Raw genomic sequence first — 15,838 nt, forward strand, 5'->3', positions numbered from 1 at the left:
TACCTAAACTTTACCACACGACAGTTTGTTGGATAAACCAACACAATAGGAAGCCAGAATGTGCGTAGTATACTTATCAACATGCCCACCACGCTTCCCCTTTCTCAAAGGGCAAATTAAATACCACGCTCATGGACCATGCCGTGGCTTTTTTGACCCGTAAAGGCTGCGTATGGCGAGTAGTGACAATACAAGGTGACATTCGCATTGAACAACAACTCGATAATCATCAATGGGCCGGCTCTATATGTTGCTGTCGCCAATAAATTGGATTGCCGAGATCTGGCCTTTTAAAAAGTATTTGGTCGAAGTGTTTACCGCCGGTACGGCGGGTGCTTTATGTCATGGAGATGCGTTTTTCGATTGCAAACCCATTGATGATCTACTATTTCATATGCATATGAATTTTAAATTTTTTGGCATAACTTCTATACCATCCTTTGCATGTTACGACGTGTTGAAAAAACGCCGATATTGCAAAAGACTTGCAACGTTTTGAAGCCATTTAACACAACTCTATTAAGGAATTAATCATGTCTCATCATTACACCCAAAAACTCCATCCTGGGGTTAAATTTCCAGAAGTGACCGTGTCGTTACTCAATGGCGAACAGCGAACATTGGGCGACCCACAAAGTGGACTAGACTGGCAAATTGTATTGATATACCGAGGGAAACATTGCCCTCTTTGCACAAAATACCTAAACCAGCTTGAAACCTATAGAGACAAACTAGCCGAAATTGGTGTCGACATAATTGCGGTGTCTGGTGATAGCAAAGATCAGCTTGAAACTCATTTACAAAATGTGTCTGTAGGTTACCCAATTGCATACGGGTTACCTTTAGAAAAAATGAAAACCTTAGGCTTGTACATTTCTGTTCCTCGTTCAGAGCAGGAAACCGATCATCCTTTTGCAGAGCCCGCATTGTTTGTCGTGAATTCACAGGGCAATATTCAAGTCATTGATATTTCAAATAACCCCTTTGTTAGGCCTGAACTGGCAGCGTTAACGAATGGGTTAGCTTGGATCCGCAACCCTGATAACAATTATCCAGTGCGTGGCATGCATACTTTTTAAAGGTTGGCAGTTTAAATTGGGTATTTTTAGCCCTTTTGTGCCTTTTAGCTCAACTTTTGGCGGTCTATTATGAATAAAAATAAAATCTTGCTCTTGTTTGCACACCCATCACCACATCGCTCTGAAGTGAACTGTCCGATGTTTGAATATGCACGCGCCCTTGAGTACGTCACGGCCGTTGATCTCTATGCGCACTATCCAACCTATCAAATTGACATTGACAAAGAACAACGTCAGCTTAACGCGCACGATGTCATCATCTTTCAATTTCCTTTTTACTGGTATTCAACTCCTTCTATATTAAAAGAATGGCAAGATCTGGTACTTGAATATGGTTATGCCTATGGTCATGGAGGCACCGCTTTACATGGCAAAATATTTTTATGTGCTATCAGCGCCGGAGGTCGAGCAGACGCATATCGTACCAATGGTTATAACCATTTCAATGTGCGAACGCTTTTGCAGCCTTTGGAGCAAACTGCGTATATTACGGGTATGCAATACCTCCCGCCATTTGCACTTTTCAGCAGTCGGAGTGCACTCGCCGATGGGACACTTGCACAGCATTTGCAAGACTGGAAATTACTATTAGAAGAATTACATCATAATAAGTTCGACCCAAACAGTGTAGATTCACTTGTTACGATCAATGAATTGTTAGACACCCGTCATCAAAGAGAGCGCTGATTATGACTATGTACTTTATTCAGGCATTTGTTTACCTCATCGCCGCAGTGATAGCGGTGCCACTCGCGAAGAAGCTTGGTCTTGGCTCGGTCTTAGGCTATTTGATAGCAGGTGTTATCATTGGTCCAGTTGCTGGGTTCGTGGGCCAAGAAGCCATTACGATTCAGCATTTTGCTGAGTTTGGTGTCGTTATGATGCTTTTCTTAGTAGGGCTTGAGCTACAACCACAAATGCTCTGGCAGATGCGTAATCGTTTGATAGGCCTAGGAGGTCTACAGGTCATTTTGAGTGCGATTTGCATCAGCGCCATTGCACTTTTCCTGGCACAACCCCTCTCTGTTGCGCTAGCAATTGGACTCGTATTATCACTCTCGTCGACCGCCATCGTATTGCAAACATTCAATGAAAAAGGATTAACCAAAACTGAAGGGGGCAAAAATGCTTTTTCAGTACTCCTAATGCAGGATATTGCTGTTATTCCCATGTTAGCCTTTATTCCAATGTTGGCGATGCCGGAGTTGGTTGCATTGGCAGAAACAAGCAAAGAAACAGCCGAAGCGCATGCGCAGCTTAGTCTTGTTGCAGGACTACCAACATGGGCATTCGCATTGGCTATTCTTGCAAGTATCAGTGGCGTCATACTATTAGGGCACTTTTTAAGTCGCCCCCTTTTTCACTATGTCGCACAATCGGGCTTGAGAGAGATATTCGTTGCCACTGCACTGCTCATCGTCATTGGCATTGCAGCACTTATGAGCTTAGTCGGCCTTTCACCTGCTTTGGGCACTTTTCTCGCAGGCGTCGTCCTGGCGAACAGTGAGTTTCGCCATGAATTAGAATCGAATATTGAACCATTCAAAGGGCTACTTCTGGGGCTCTTCTTTATGACGGTTGGCGCCGGCATTGATTTTGACATTCTCTCGAGTCAATTATTGCTTATCATTGCCTTAACCCTTTCTGTAATAGCCATTAAAGCCTGTATACTTTGGGCGCTGGCAATCATCTTTAAAATCAGAAATAGTGATCGCTGGCTATTTGCTTTAAGCCTTGCGCAAGCGGGCGAATTCGGATTTGTATTACTCAGTTTTACTACCCAAAGCCATGTCATCCCCACTGACACGGCGCAAATACTGCAACTCGTTGTTGCGCTTTCTATGTTCCTCACTCCTGCTTTATTTATAATTTTCGAAAAAGTGATTATGCCCCGATATCGCAGTACGGCGAGTGACAAAGCATTCGATAACATTGATGAAAAAGGTAACGTCATTATTGCTGGGGGTGGTCGCTTTGGGCAGGTTGTAAATCGCTTATTGGTTGCAAATGGCGTAAAGACTGTTGTGATGGACTTAGATGCGGCACAAGTCGAAAACCTCAGAACAATCAACATTCAAACTTTTTTTGGCGATGCAACAAGGCCAGAGTTGTTGCACACTGCTGGTATTGAAGACGCAACCTCTTTAGTTATTGCCATAGATGACCGAGAAAGTGCAAAAGCGCTAGTACACTATGTGAAACGTACCTATCCCCATGTCATCATCATCTCACGCGCATTTGATAGAGGCCATAATTACGAGCTTAAACACGCTGGCGCAGATCTCATTATCAATGAAACCTATCATTCAGCACTAGAAACCGGGGCATACGCTATGACATCACTTGGTTATCACCCATTTTTGGTGGAACAGAAAAAACATGCCTTTATCAAAACAGAACAGCAAGCGTCTCAGCAACTATATGAACAGTGGGTACTCAGAAGTGAGGGGGAACAATATGATCACGATTACCGCAAGTTGTTTATGCAAATCGAAGAAGCAATTAAAGATGCCATGCAATCTGACCGAATAGACAAACATAGCCACGATGAACGTGGTTGGACACCTCCGCCCAGAGGGTATGAAAATGACTTTGATTGATATTTGGACAAACCGCGCCTATCAACTTTGTTTAGTTATCATATAGACAGTGCAAAACGACGCTGTCTCAAGAGCCATGGGTGCGTTTATCTGGGTCATAAAAGTCGTCTAGTACTTGAAAGCCTGCATTATTCATCATGCCTGCTGACGCCTTCTTCAGTTAAATAGTTCCATTGATTCGAGCCATACCGGCAAAGAATGTCTTTAACGCTTCAATTTCCAAAACTGACGCAATTTATAATTGACCATATCAAATCCCTTCGTTCATCACGATAACGTGTGTCTGGCAAAAACAGTACGTGCTTCAACCGACACAACCTAACAGCACATGTTTATTTATGATTGACAACTTAAGGGTGTGCAGCAGCACCGCCAAATTTATCGGCAAGGTAATTAATAATGTCCACAGGTGCCGTGATAGTGGCACCATCTTCCAAAACGAGTACAGGTAACCATTGTTTGTCTTCTCCAAGTAACGCGACAAGTTGTTTTCGTGGGCGTTCAAAATCGATACGCTGTATGTCGACCTCACTAGCCCAGTGCTGGTTGACAGCCAGAGCCCCTTCGATCATTGCACAGTGCGAACAAATCCAGATGGTCCCAGGACCGTCTTCGAACGGCATTTTTAGAATAAAAAGTTTTGGTTTCATTGCACTACATTTCCTTCAATTACAACTTCAAGTTAAGTTTGTTTGTCGATTTCGAACGTAATTCCAATCCCTTAACCAGTAGGTAGCTCTGTAAACCTCTGCCCCAACAATGGTATAAGTTAAAGCTTTATTTAGTTTGTCAGATTACCGAAAGTTAGAGCAGTCTATTACGAGATAGGATATTTTAAAAATTAATTCTATAAATCATTAACTTATTAAAGGAGCTTAAAGTATTTTTTATCGATTAGCCACTCTTACCATGCGTGTTTAATCAATGTCACACATCTCCTATTAAAAATAACGAATTGCGCGACTCTTAAGTGATTTAACCCAGCCTATCTCTGTGTTTCATTTAATAGCTAAAGTGTTTCGCTGAAAAATTAAAATTATAACTATAAAAGTCAGTCAATTAATTAAGTAAAAATAAAATATTAAGGTCCAAAATATTTGGATTATAAAGATATTGAACATAAAAATGCATACAACTATGCAGCAAAACACCGTATCAATAGAGAATATTTTAACTTTTTAGTTGACTGGGTTAACAACTATTTATTAACTTGTTATTGCGCATTACAAAATGGCGCCATAAAGAAACTGTTAACTAACAAGGAAAATATCATGAAAACCACATTAAAAGCACTTACGTTAATTGCGGGAACCCTTTTTGCTGGTCAGGCTTTTTCAGCCGAATTAGTCTGTGACGTTTATGCAAAAAATAGTGGCAACTCTTGGGGCAATGGGACGAAAAACTGCATGGCTTTTGATTACTCATTCGGTAGTTCAACCAATGGTCGTTTTTACCTTAAAAACGTCACTAAAGAAATTCAAGAAGTCAGATGGAACGGCTCTGCTAGATGCGGGACAAGTTCGAAAACAAGTTGTAATGCGTCGATCCGTGCATATGCATCAAATTCGGCAACCGCAACAATTCTATATAAAGACGGTACTTGGGAAACGACAAACACCGCCCGTGCCAGTTATGAAACAGGCCACTAATTAGGCGTTAATCCCATGAACAGTGCCAGATGTTTGTTGTAGGTGCTGCTCCATAGACAAAGCTCTAGAATACGCACTCCTAAAATAAAAATATCGCTGTTTTATTTCATCGCGCTTCATGAAAATTGAAACAAGATACATAATCTTAATTTCACTCTCGCTTCGCCCGAATGGGTAATTGATACAAGAAAATCCCTTGTCAATATTATCAGGTAATTCCAGCGTCAATCTTGCTACCCTAACTAACTAACTTATGCAGGTTTTAGCATCCACGCTATAAATCACATCACTTATTGCTTACTCGGATGTACATAGCCTTTAAATCGGTGAGTAGTGCTGACTTACCACGTCACAACTTCTTTGAATTTAACGCCTGTTGAGCTGGTTTGTTATGGCTACGGTAATAATGTCGATAAAAACCAAGTGCACCACTTATAACAAAACATAACTCTAGCAATATGGCGATCGGTGACATCAAAATGACATTGTGAATTAACCAAATTAAACCACCCACGATCATTAAAATGCGCATCGCCCTGTCTTTGCAAAAACCAGATGTGGTTATAAATAACGTCGCGCATAGCCCAAGAATGCTCAGTACTCCATTGTAAGTTAACATAGTGACAACAACGTTCACTGACAAAAATAGCGCCGCCAACTTAAAGCTTTGCCAACGTAAGTTAATCAAAAACCGAACACTGGAAAGTAAAAAGATAAAACCCGCTGTTGCTTGATCCAATAGAAAATAGTGAATGCTGTTCAAAAGACAGCTCATCGACAACAGCACTAACAAGTGATGTTTGTGCTTCATTTGCATCGCGGTGCCTTCAATCAGCAACGCGAATGCCACTAAAACCTGAGATACAGCAAAAATAGATATCATCTTCCTCTTCGCTTCTAATATGGCGTTGATTTACACGGCTGACAGGCTAAACGATCTTCAATTAATTAACTACCTACTTCTGGCACAAGGTGTTTTTCTCAAATAAATAAAAGCCATAGCCCAGATGTTCACGACCCCACTTTAAGTAGGCGTCTAGCCATGTTTCGATGCGTAACATCTTTTTCTTCAACTGGCTATTGGTTGGATCGCCTTTTAAGCACTCGCGTGTTATTTGTTTATGAGACCATTCGAAATTGTCCCATTCATGTTGACTGCTCGATGTTGCATAAATGGGATTAAAGCCTTGGGCATGAACGAGATCGATATTTCCTTTGTAATCTGAGTAAATACCTTTATCCTGCCCAAGGAAGTCTAGATATGCCTGAGGCGGTGCCTTTTTCCAGTAACACTCCCCTAGTAACAATAATCCTCCTTGCTTTAACAACCTGTTTGCGTGCTGTGCGACGCTTGACACCGCATGCGCCCCGGCTCCAAATGCATGCGAAGATCCATTACAAATCAATAAGTCATACGATTGCGACCTCAAATTCAATGATTGAAAGTCTTCACAGATGAACCGATAAGTCCGATTTTCAAAGCGAGTGTCTGCCGCCCCTCTTGCTTGATTGATTAACATGCTGTCCGTATCAACACCTAATACACTGACTTCATAGGCCTCCATTAAGCTGAGTAAAAACTTTCCATTACCACAACCAACCTCGATCACTTGGCTGTCAGGAGTCATTTTTAATAGTGAAATGAGCTTTTTTTCTTTTTCTAAACTTAGGGGGCTATTGTATTCCATGTAGCGACTTTTCCTTGTTAACTAATGAGCACTAAAACTATTCACCACCCTACTGATTAGAGAGTGACTTCAACCAAGTTATAATTTCCGTTTTAATGGCTTCTGTACTGGGTTCATCCTGTATGACTAAATCACTTTGTGCCTTTACTTCATTCGACACGTGTAAATATATGTCCCTTAAATGACTTTCGTACTGTGCAAGGTATTGAGTAATTGAATTGACCGTATTGGAGGTTGAGTGCGCTATGTTTCTTAAGATGACTCGCGCCAAACACAGCTCTAAAGGAGTATTGATGAGCACCACATAATCTATCAGAGGCGCAATGGATGGTCGACAACGACCAAAAGGTTCTTCTACAAAGATATAGTCTGACTCAGTCTGTTGTCTCAAATGTTGAAGTGCACGTTCGAGTTGCGGCGCTTGAATTAGCGCCAGTTCCCCCCCTTCTGAAAACCAGTTTTTCATATCCTTAGGATAAGTTCGACTAGTCACAAAGTCATCAAAAAGTAATGACGGACAATTAAAATGCGCGCAAAGCAATTTAATGACCGAAGATTTTCCAGATCCAGAGGCGCCGCTAATCGCAATGACTTGGGCTCTTTTCATATCTATGCGCTCTTCATGTTAATTGACAGATACAGCCTTGCTAAATAGTTAAAAACGTCCCATTAGCGACTCTGAGGTTAACCTCGGCAGAAATTACACCATCAATAACCAGTCAAGGTAAGCAAACGCTATGAATTTTACACATTGTATTAATGACGTGATCCATGTGCGATTGCCACACTTTAGACGTACCCACTATTTTCCTGTTTTCATCACTTTAGATCTAAATTCAAGACCAAACTCTGACAACATAGCATCCAACGTTACTTTATTAGCTGGATTTAAAACGGTGTCATACACCCATGTATAGTATCCATTCGTTGATAAGTTTTCGCGCGCTTTTTGCTCACCAACAAGTTCTGTCAATGCGATATATTCCAGGTAACACACTATAATATGGCTTAAAGTACTGCCTTCATCTCTACTGCCATAGGGAAACCCGACTTTCACTTTGGGAAAATCTTGCTTTATCCGTGCTCGAAATGCTTCTTTACTGGGTTTTCCATTGATGATGACATGCCAGTGAAACTGCTCATGTAAGTATGTTGATAGCAGCTTCACTTTATTTTCCAAATACTTTTTTTGCGTGCTCATAGTAATGACGGGGTGGCTGAATGGCACTTTTGCCCCCTCGTCAACTAACACTTTGTCAGTATAGAGCCAAGGAGTTAAGTCATACTGCGTATGCAATAAGAGTAAGTCAGATTTAATTTTTTGTTCTTTTAGAGTTTGATTTGCAGTCTTAATCTCAACATTCGCCATTAATGAGAAAGAAAAAAACACCGATACTAAAGCGATAAATACAAATTTCATAGTAGTTAAAAAGTAGAATAGTCTTAAATTATATTTGAATATTTTAAAGGCGCTTAGCCTTGTACAAGGTTAAATACCTTAACAATGTTGGCCCAGCACCTAATCTAAATGAGCGTTACACACCTGCGGCCAATTGTAGTTTACACTCCTTGGTGATCATCCCATCCCAATCCTGAGATTCGTTTGCATACACAACGATGGGGGTTTTTGCTTGATACGCATCCTTTATAAAGTCATAAAGCGCAGCATTTTTATCACTTGCACCGTCTAACCAATACCCGCCCGGACAGAGTGACTGCGCCTCTTCATCTTGAGTTTCAAGTGCGAATTTAAACACACCACCAGTGTAATCGGCCCACGTCATTAAATATGCAATTTTTTGAGGTGATTTTGTTTGCATTGCCATAGCGTTGAAAGAAAACACGGTAATAAATATTGTAAGTAAGATTTTCATTTTATTGTCCTTAAAATAAATGTCACGCCAATATAGCAACATGCACACTGGGCTCAAACAATAATTAATAGAATTTAAAATATTATTAAATAAATAATATAAAACCAAAGTGTCTGGACGCCAAAAACAGTTAGTCTTTCCTGGCCCCCCATATTAAGGGCGCAATCCACATATCTAACAGCAAAATTGTGCGGAAGCTATATTGAAACGGAACTGGCCGTCTTTTATGCGCTTTATTGGGACTTGAGCCTCAGTATTTTACCAATTTAGTACTGTAGCAATTGAATTATTCGCTTTGATGCGTCTTATTGGAGCGATGGAAATCCCCTCTTAAAACTGACCTACGACAGAAATAAAGTACTTAGGCTCCCGGTAAGCGCGGCGATACTCCAATCTACTTATATCAGATTGTGTATATTCACCTTCATACCTTTGACGCGTAACATAGTACTCTTGCCCAAAGAGATCCTTGCCTTCTACTCGAAGCTTAAAATCATGACTTATCTGATAATCTAACGTCATGATGGCCTCCGTTTTGTTGTCGAAATGCCCCTGCAAATCATGCCTATAAAAGTCAAAATCACCGTCGTTTTCAAATGCCAAACTCATCGATAAGCCCGGCAGCACATCGGTTTTAACTATTTTAACATTCCACTCGTTATTACTGAGGCGGCGAATATCTGTCTTTTGACCTGTGTAAGGGTTAATCATTTCAGATTTTCTCATTGTATACACAAGGCTAACCAATGTGTTCTCAACACCAAAAGCTTCAAGCCCGAAGTTTGTATTGAGCTCTATACCATACTCCTTGCCGCGCTCAATATTGCCATCTCCTGAGCGCGTTTTTAAAGGAATTTCAGTCAGCAGGTCACTTATATCGTGGTAATACGGTGTGACGGTAAAACTCCCTTCAGTGTCCAGCCACTGCCTTTCAAGGCTAACAGAAAGCTCATCCCGTACCTCGGGTTTCAAATCGGGGTTCGTTTCTTCCAAAATAGACAAGTCACGATTGTACCATGGTACAAAATCTTCAAGATCCAACTGACTAACCGTGCGGACATAATTAAAACGCGCTTGATATTGCGCATCGATGTCGTAGCGTACGTTTAACCTTGGCTTAATATAAGAGAGTGTGCGGGCATTGTCGCGCTTAACGGTTTCAGCCTCTTCACGCGCCATACTGCCATCCAAAATGGATACATCAGTGACCACATCGATGGAGGCTCGCTCATAAATTAATGAGGATTGAATGTTTAGGTCAGACGATACGGTGTAGTTGTAATTGATGAATGTTTCACTTCTTACTTCCTCGATGTCATTGAGCTCTACTTTTTTATCTCCACTCGCGCCATATATAAATTGCAAGTTTTCATTGTGACTATTCACTGCGGACTCAAAACCCGCATCCACAGAGTGCCTATCATTTATCGTATACTTCCAATTGGCACGAAGTACGGTTTCTTTTGTTGTGAACACCCTTGGAAAGCTGTAGTCCAACACCCCCAATTGGTCTCCTGTCATCTCATACTTCCATGACTGATCATTAGAATCTGCTCGGTTAGCAATGAAACGTAACTTAAGTTGGTGTGCTGAATTTAGCTGATGAGTAATGTCACCACTCAATTCCCACTGTTCCGTTTCCCAATCGTATAGCAGGGCATTTTTACTGGCTTCATTGGCTATCCAATCTTGAATATCTGTTTCGGTTATGCTGTCGACTCGGCTTTGGGCGTAAAGCCCATTTAGATTGAACGTGGTTTTTTCAGCACCGAAAAACTCCATTCCTGCGAAGATTTGTTCATTTTTATACCAGTTATCACGAACACGCTCATAGTGCGACATAGGTTGGGAGTTGGGTTGATGATAATCATCTGACGTGGTCATTAAATTAGGATTAACATCCCGCTCTATGCCAACTCGGTATTTAAATGCTTCAGCACTGTCACTGTATATCAACGAACCATAATATTTAATGCCCAAACCAGGGGTCGACACTGTGCCTACCGACGCCAGCAAAGAAGCATTTATCTTTTCTTTAAGAACCACATTGATCACTAAGCCATCACTTTGCACATCAAGGTTCGCACTTGTCCCCCGGATTAGTTCAATATATTCGACATCTTTGGCTTGGATTTTAGTTAATTCACTTTCAATATTAATTTCTTTTCCTGATAAACGTCGACCATTAATCAGCAAAGGTTCGCCTGCAGAGCCAAAACCCCGTGCCTGTTGTGTATCTCCCAATTTAATTAAGACAGCGTTGGCGCCCGGTGTATTCTCCAACATGTTGTATAGTGTTTGTGGCTCAAACTCCTCAAAGTATTGCGCTTCATACCTTTGAGTATTTGACTCCACTTGAAGTTGGTTCGCGTCAGCCAAAGCCATATGAGACCAACCGGCGTAAAGCCCAGATATGCCAAATAATAAGTTATATATAACTTTGCTGAGTTTGTGTTGGCGTAGCCCAATCCCATGCGTGTTCGAGTTTTTACGATGTTGAAGAGTGTTAGTCACTACAGTAGCGCTTGTCATTATTATTATTCCTAAATTCACTGTGGGTAATTATATTTTTTAGGAACACAACTAAATAGACACAGAAGGTAAACTTATCCGAGGAATATTTTTACAAAACTTTGCACTTGAGTTTAGCCAGTAAACTTTACAAAAAGCAGCTCAGGTTTAGACACTGCTTTTTAAGTATAAAAACCAGTTATTGACTCAGGTTGTCTCGTACGACTTGGTCTAAAAAGCGCACCCCCCAACCTTGTGACCCCTTAGGCGCAATCGCAATGGGGTGATTTAACCAATCCACACCCGCAATATCTAAATGAACCCAAGGGAGATCTTCATCCACAAACGTGGCAACGACCGCAGCTCCTATGCTCGCCCCTGGATTACCGGCCCCTGAGTTCTTAATATCCGCTATATCAGACTTGATTTGTTTAAAGAAGTTTGGGTGAAGAGGCAGTGGCCAAACAGCTTCTCCGCTTATTTCACCCACGGACATCATACGCTGTGCGAGTGACCAGTCCCGTGTAATCATTGCGGCATATTCATCACTCAAAGCACGTGCAGCTGAGCCTGTTAAAGTGGCAATGTTGACTAACATTTTCGGTTTAAACTCATCTTGCGTGTATCTCACCGCATCTGCCAAAAGCAATCGCCCTTCCGCATCTGTTGAAATGATTTCGATGGTTGTACCTTGCATGGTAGTTAACACATCTCCCGGTCTAATCGCATCTTCCGCAGGCATATTTTCAGCTAAAGGCATCACCCCCACTAGGTTCACATTTTCGCCACGACTTGCGACCGCGAGTAGTGCACCCGCGACGGCTGCAGCGCCAGACAAGTCCGATTTCATTTGCCACATGCCACTGTTTTTCTTGAGACTTATACCACCGGTATCAAAGGTAATACCTTTTCCTACAAGCGCAATTGGCGCCGCTTTTTTCGCGCTTCCTCGATAGTGGATAACCAACATACGAGGCTCATGAATCGAGCCCAGGCCAACCCCCAAAATGGCCCCCATTCCGCGCTTTTTCATGTCTCTGACATTTAATACGTCAATATCAACATTGTCTATACCATCAAAGGCCTCCTTCACTCTCTTAACAAAGCTTTGAGGATAAATACCTTTACCAGGCTCTGAAGCCATATCGCGTGTTAAATGAACGCCTTTAACAATATACCGAAGGTCATTATCATACTTTTTGGCGGCCGTTTTATAGTCATGGCTTTGTATCAAAAAATGTCTGGGGTCAGATTTGGCAGCCTGTGCTTTGTATTTGTCAAAATGATAATCACGTAGCGCAGCCCCCATTGCGACCCACGCTTCTGGTACAGTCACTTGCGAGTTAAGGCTATCGGTGATCACAGCGAATTGGTTCTGGCCATTAGCAGGGGTAGCTGCGGCAGCATATCCGCCCAAGTCCTGCAATTGAGATTGGCCTAACATCTTTTGACCCGCACCAATCATCGTTATCTGAGCGAAAGGCGCTAAACCGTAAAAAGTCTGAGTTTCACCAAATGCGCCTTTAAATCCTGCACTTTCAATCGCCAGACGAAGTTGCCCCTTGGTTTTTTGATCCACTTGGGCAGACAAGCCCGATAGCGGGTGTTCATAATTAACGAATACAATAAGGTGTTTATTTTGCTCAAGACTGAGCGGAGAAAACTGGACTTGAGGTAACGCTTGAATGGCATTTGCAAACACCAGTGCAAGCAAAGCAAAAATGAATCTAACCATGCTGTTATCCACTTAATAAATTGAAATCTACTATCATGTACTTTGAATCGAAACTCAGCCTGATATCCACTCAAGTGTCACCAAGGCTATAGTCGGTTGAGACTCTACACGTTTAGTTATATTGTAACTATTTGTTATCGACGAATGAGGCCAAAAATGCTTTGTACCTACTAAAAACACAAATAAAGTGCGCTAGAGTATCATTGTCTAGCAATCAAGTGGCATGCTGTAACCTGTGCAATGTATACACATCACACAACATAGTCCACTTGCTGTATGAGGTTTGCATTGCCTTCTTCGTCAAGGTAAAAGCCAGACTTTCGAACGGCCCCCTTGAGTTCACCTTGCTCTCTAATGTTCAGTGGCGTATCAACATTTTGTAACCCAATCGCGCCTATGTTTGCCTCCTGTAATGACAGTAATTTGTCTTCTCCAGCGTTCTTAATCCACACTTTAAGACTATCGAATACTTCATCATTTTCATCAATAAACCCATTACCATCTTCATCATATAACGATAAATCAGCAAAACCATTCCCACTCAAAGCACCAAATAACTCATTACCGTTATCTATCAAGTCATTTTTATTTAGATCTAATGCCAAGTAACCATAACCTTTTTTAAGATACGCAAAGCTGTCAGCTTTGCCGTCTGCATCAATATCAAAACGCATATTCTTGTTGTCTAGTTCAACGGATTTATTTGTGAAACTAATGATGAGTGGATCTTTCATATTTACATTTTCGATTGTGCGTTGATAGCTAGTATGGGACTGTTCAAATAGCGCTTTGAAAGCAAAGTTTATCTGCTTACCCCCTTCTAATGTAAGCTGCCCATCCATTTGTAAAGCATTGGATTGGTACTCCTGCGTCAATCGCTCAACGATAATTTGAGTCGCGTCATTTTGCTCAGCTTCTTCACCTCCAACACGTGAAATAAGCCTAGACATTTCCATATGCGATAGGTCTTTACCCACAACGTCGCCAAACCATTCAACATCTTTTCCTGTCAACTTTTGAACGAGCAATTTTAAAATGTACGTTTTCGCATCTGTTTGCATGGACAGCTCACTTTCACTCACTTTGACATTATTAGACAAAGGTGTCGCTGTGTTTGAGGTTTGACTTTGGACTCCCTCTCCTGCTACCTCAGATCGCGCTTCATAAACATGGGTTTCGCTTTCATGTTTATTCATCAGATTGATGTGTGCATTTTCAATTTTCATACGCCCTCCAGACATACCAATGCACTTCTTTATCGGCAAGAAAGGTGGTTTTTTGAGCATGTTTTAAATGTTTCTTCGAATGTCCGCCTATCGCAATGGATTAACCGCATGCAACGCTTTTTAGGGAAGATTACGTGTGGCCTGACAACACCTAGTATCAAGGGTGTCTTCTGTTCTTTTAATCGTCACTTTCTAACACCCGAGTCGTAAGCATATGCAGTCACGTTGAGTTTAAAACTCGCAGTTGATAGAAGGTAAGCACATGAAATGACTTCTTTGCCCTAAACTGACTGAGAAGGATTGCGACACTCCTGCTAATTTAATAACGATGGCCGCCATTTCATCAGTAAAAGAGCAGCTGACTATTGTGTGAACAAGTCGACCAATTTCCAATCATTTAACTAATAGAATCAATTAATTATGATTTTTCATATTTTGTATTTCGCGCAAACAATATAGACTTTTGCTTTTAACATCTCCGCTTTACAAAAGGTCATAAGTTATCTATACATGAAAAAAAGTTTACTCGTACTCTCATTGCTTCTATCGGCTTCAGCCGCTGCAAATGATCCTCTAGATATCTGTTTAATTACTGGTGAGCCTTCTTTAGATGTATCATTTCAGAAAATTCATAAAATAAAATATGACAAAGGGACATATGGGAGTGTTTCTGGCATTTTACCCCACTTTGCGAGAAAGGCAGACGCTGTCAATGCCAATGCAGTCGTCAATTATGTTGGCTCACAACGATTTGGATTTTTCCCTTGGCGATTTGTCCGCCCTGTTGTAAGAGGTGAAGCTGCTAAATTACATCTGCGTGACGGACAAACTTGTGAGAGTATCGGTGGTGCAACCATCCGAGAAGTTATTCAAACCAATATCGAACCTCACCTAATTAGAAGATAACTTCCACTGTGCGGTTACAATCGCAGCAGCCTAAAGTTGCTGCGATTTCAGCAAAAATAAAATAAAAAACGCACAAGGCGTCTAGCTTAGCAAGCCGTTTACTTTTGCAAGCTATTTACAGCTATTATCCATATATTGGTAGGTATAGATACCGAACGCTTTTTTTATGACTGCGGTGTTCGAGTCGACGACTTCATAGCTGATGCCAACCTTGTCCAAAGCCTCTAAAACGCCTTTACAATCCATACCCTCACTTGGTTGAGGAAGTGATTTGAACAGTGAGATAGCATTAATTATATTATTGCCTGAGGTGTTTTTTACAAACGACATCGATAGCCGAGGTTGGGTTTCTAATTTTTGCGCTTCTTCTTTGCTTAACTTTGTTCCTGTCACTGTAATTTTTGGCTCTGCAACAGGTTTTTCCGGCTTTACTGATTCTTCAACCGAAGAAGAGGATTCTGATTTTTGCGTTTCTTCTTTGCTTAGCTTTGTTCCTGTCACTGTAATTTTTGGCTCTGCAACAGGTTTTTCCGGTTTTACTGATTCTTCAACCGAAGAAGAGGATTCTGA

General features: G+C 41.3%; 15 protein-coding genes. 5 read left to right on the top strand and 10 right to left on the bottom strand.

The window, feature by feature from the left end; translation table 11 throughout:
- Positions 1-533: 533 nt before the first annotated feature.
- From L1286_RS22745 to L1286_RS22755, 3 genes are all read left to right on the top strand, one after another.
- On the top strand, positions 534-1,079 hold the full coding sequence (locus tag L1286_RS22745; RefSeq protein WP_235409333.1) for a redoxin domain-containing protein: 546 nt from the start codon (positions 534-536) through the stop codon (positions 1,077-1,079).
- Between the two features lie 69 nt (positions 1,080-1,148).
- Positions 1,149-1,766 (top strand): NAD(P)H-dependent oxidoreductase, encoded by a 618-nt coding sequence (locus tag L1286_RS22750; protein WP_235409334.1) that lies wholly within the window; start codon positions 1,149-1,151, stop codon positions 1,764-1,766.
- Positions 1,767-1,768: 2 nt separating this feature from the next.
- Positions 1,769-3,679, top strand: coding sequence for a monovalent cation:proton antiporter-2 (CPA2) family protein (locus L1286_RS22755; RefSeq protein WP_235409335.1), 1,911 nt, complete (start codon positions 1,769-1,771; stop codon positions 3,677-3,679).
- A 350-nt stretch (positions 3,680-4,029) separates the two neighbouring features.
- Here L1286_RS22755 and L1286_RS22760 read toward each other — a convergent pair whose 3' ends face one another.
- Positions 4,030-4,329 carry a DUF3088 family protein gene (locus tag L1286_RS22760; RefSeq protein ID WP_235409336.1) on the bottom strand — a complete coding sequence of 100 codons (300 nt, stop codon included), beginning with the start codon at positions 4,327-4,329 and terminating at the stop codon, positions 4,030-4,032.
- Between the two features lie 621 nt (positions 4,330-4,950).
- Between L1286_RS22760 and L1286_RS22765 the strand changes: the two genes are divergently transcribed.
- Positions 4,951-5,328 (top strand): hypothetical protein, encoded by a 378-nt coding sequence (locus L1286_RS22765; protein ID WP_235409337.1) that lies wholly within the window; start codon positions 4,951-4,953, stop codon positions 5,326-5,328.
- Between the two features lie 349 nt (positions 5,329-5,677).
- On the opposite strand, the gene L1286_RS22770 is transcribed toward L1286_RS22765, so the two are convergent.
- The 8 genes from L1286_RS22770 to L1286_RS22805 form a co-directional block, all read right to left on the bottom strand.
- Entirely contained in the window at positions 5,678-6,211 is a 534-nt protein-coding gene (locus tag L1286_RS22770; protein ID WP_235409338.1) for a YgjV family protein, read from the bottom strand.
- 73 nt (positions 6,212-6,284) lie between these two features.
- On the bottom strand, positions 6,285-7,016 hold the full coding sequence (locus L1286_RS22775) for a class I SAM-dependent methyltransferase (protein ID WP_235409339.1): 732 nt from the start codon (positions 7,014-7,016) through the stop codon (positions 6,285-6,287).
- A 49-nt stretch (positions 7,017-7,065) separates the two neighbouring features.
- Complete coding sequence (locus L1286_RS22780; protein ID WP_235409340.1) at positions 7,066-7,623, bottom strand: hypothetical protein; 558 nt, start codon at positions 7,621-7,623, stop codon at positions 7,066-7,068.
- A gap of 195 nt (positions 7,624-7,818) precedes the next feature.
- On the bottom strand, positions 7,819-8,436 hold the full coding sequence (locus L1286_RS22785; protein WP_235409341.1) for a hypothetical protein: 618 nt from the start codon (positions 8,434-8,436) through the stop codon (positions 7,819-7,821).
- A 115-nt stretch (positions 8,437-8,551) separates the two neighbouring features.
- Positions 8,552-8,890 (bottom strand): hypothetical protein, encoded by a 339-nt coding sequence (locus tag L1286_RS22790; protein WP_235409342.1) that lies wholly within the window; start codon positions 8,888-8,890, stop codon positions 8,552-8,554.
- A gap of 330 nt (positions 8,891-9,220) precedes the next feature.
- Entirely contained in the window at positions 9,221-11,422 is a 2,202-nt protein-coding gene (locus L1286_RS22795; protein ID WP_235409343.1) for a TonB-dependent receptor plug domain-containing protein, read from the bottom strand.
- A gap of 178 nt (positions 11,423-11,600) precedes the next feature.
- Positions 11,601-13,136: a leucyl aminopeptidase family protein gene (locus L1286_RS22800; protein WP_235409344.1), complete on the bottom strand. Its 1,536-nt coding sequence runs from the start codon at positions 13,134-13,136 to the stop codon at positions 11,601-11,603.
- A 251-nt stretch (positions 13,137-13,387) separates the two neighbouring features.
- Positions 13,388-14,362: a hypothetical protein gene (locus L1286_RS22805; protein WP_235409345.1), complete on the bottom strand. Its 975-nt coding sequence runs from the start codon at positions 14,360-14,362 to the stop codon at positions 13,388-13,390.
- A 510-nt stretch (positions 14,363-14,872) separates the two neighbouring features.
- Between L1286_RS22805 and L1286_RS22810 the strand changes: the two genes are divergently transcribed.
- On the top strand, positions 14,873-15,268 hold the full coding sequence (locus L1286_RS22810; RefSeq protein ID WP_235409346.1) for a hypothetical protein: 396 nt from the start codon (positions 14,873-14,875) through the stop codon (positions 15,266-15,268).
- A gap of 111 nt (positions 15,269-15,379) precedes the next feature.
- On the opposite strand, the gene L1286_RS22815 is transcribed toward L1286_RS22810, so the two are convergent.
- Positions 15,380-15,838: hypothetical protein (locus L1286_RS22815; RefSeq protein WP_235409347.1), on the bottom strand; the 459-nt coding region annotated here is incomplete at its 5' end.

Source organism: Pseudoalteromonas sp. SMS1 (genome assembly GCF_021530565.1).
GTDB lineage: Bacteria > Pseudomonadota > Gammaproteobacteria > Enterobacterales > Alteromonadaceae > Pseudoalteromonas.

What these genes read in the sequence shown, in the direction of transcription:
- L1286_RS22770 (WP_235409338.1), bottom strand. Translation starts at nt 6,211, where the DNA reads ATGATATCTATTTTTGCTGTATCTCAGGTTTTAGTGGCATTCGCGTTG.
- L1286_RS22800 (WP_235409344.1), bottom strand. Translation starts at nt 13,136, where the DNA reads ATGGTTAGATTCATTTTTGCTTTGCTTGCACTGGTGTTTGCAAATGCC.
- L1286_RS22765 (WP_235409337.1), top strand. Translation starts at nt 4,951, where the DNA reads ATGAAAACCACATTAAAAGCACTTACGTTAATTGCGGGAACCCTTTTT.
- L1286_RS22760 (WP_235409336.1), bottom strand. Translation starts at nt 4,329, where the DNA reads ATGAAACCAAAACTTTTTATTCTAAAAATGCCGTTCGAAGACGGTCCT.
- L1286_RS22785 (WP_235409341.1), bottom strand. Translation starts at nt 8,436, where the DNA reads ATGAAATTTGTATTTATCGCTTTAGTATCGGTGTTTTTTTCTTTCTCA.
- L1286_RS22790 (WP_235409342.1), bottom strand. Translation starts at nt 8,890, where the DNA reads ATGAAAATCTTACTTACAATATTTATTACCGTGTTTTCTTTCAACGCT.
- L1286_RS22750 (WP_235409334.1), top strand. Translation starts at nt 1,149, where the DNA reads ATGAATAAAAATAAAATCTTGCTCTTGTTTGCACACCCATCACCACAT.
- L1286_RS22775 (WP_235409339.1), bottom strand. Translation starts at nt 7,016, where the DNA reads ATGGAATACAATAGCCCCCTAAGTTTAGAAAAAGAAAAAAAGCTCATT.
- L1286_RS22795 (WP_235409343.1), bottom strand. Translation starts at nt 11,422, where the DNA reads ATGACAAGCGCTACTGTAGTGACTAACACTCTTCAACATCGTAAAAAC.
- L1286_RS22780 (WP_235409340.1), bottom strand. Translation starts at nt 7,623, where the DNA reads ATGAAAAGAGCCCAAGTCATTGCGATTAGCGGCGCCTCTGGATCTGGA.
- L1286_RS22755 (WP_235409335.1), top strand. Translation starts at nt 1,769, where the DNA reads ATGACTATGTACTTTATTCAGGCATTTGTTTACCTCATCGCCGCAGTG.
- L1286_RS22745 (WP_235409333.1), top strand. Translation starts at nt 534, where the DNA reads ATGTCTCATCATTACACCCAAAAACTCCATCCTGGGGTTAAATTTCCA.
- L1286_RS22805 (WP_235409345.1), bottom strand. Translation starts at nt 14,362, where the DNA reads ATGAAAATTGAAAATGCACACATCAATCTGATGAATAAACATGAAAGC.
- L1286_RS22810 (WP_235409346.1), top strand. Translation starts at nt 14,873, where the DNA reads ATGAAAAAAAGTTTACTCGTACTCTCATTGCTTCTATCGGCTTCAGCC.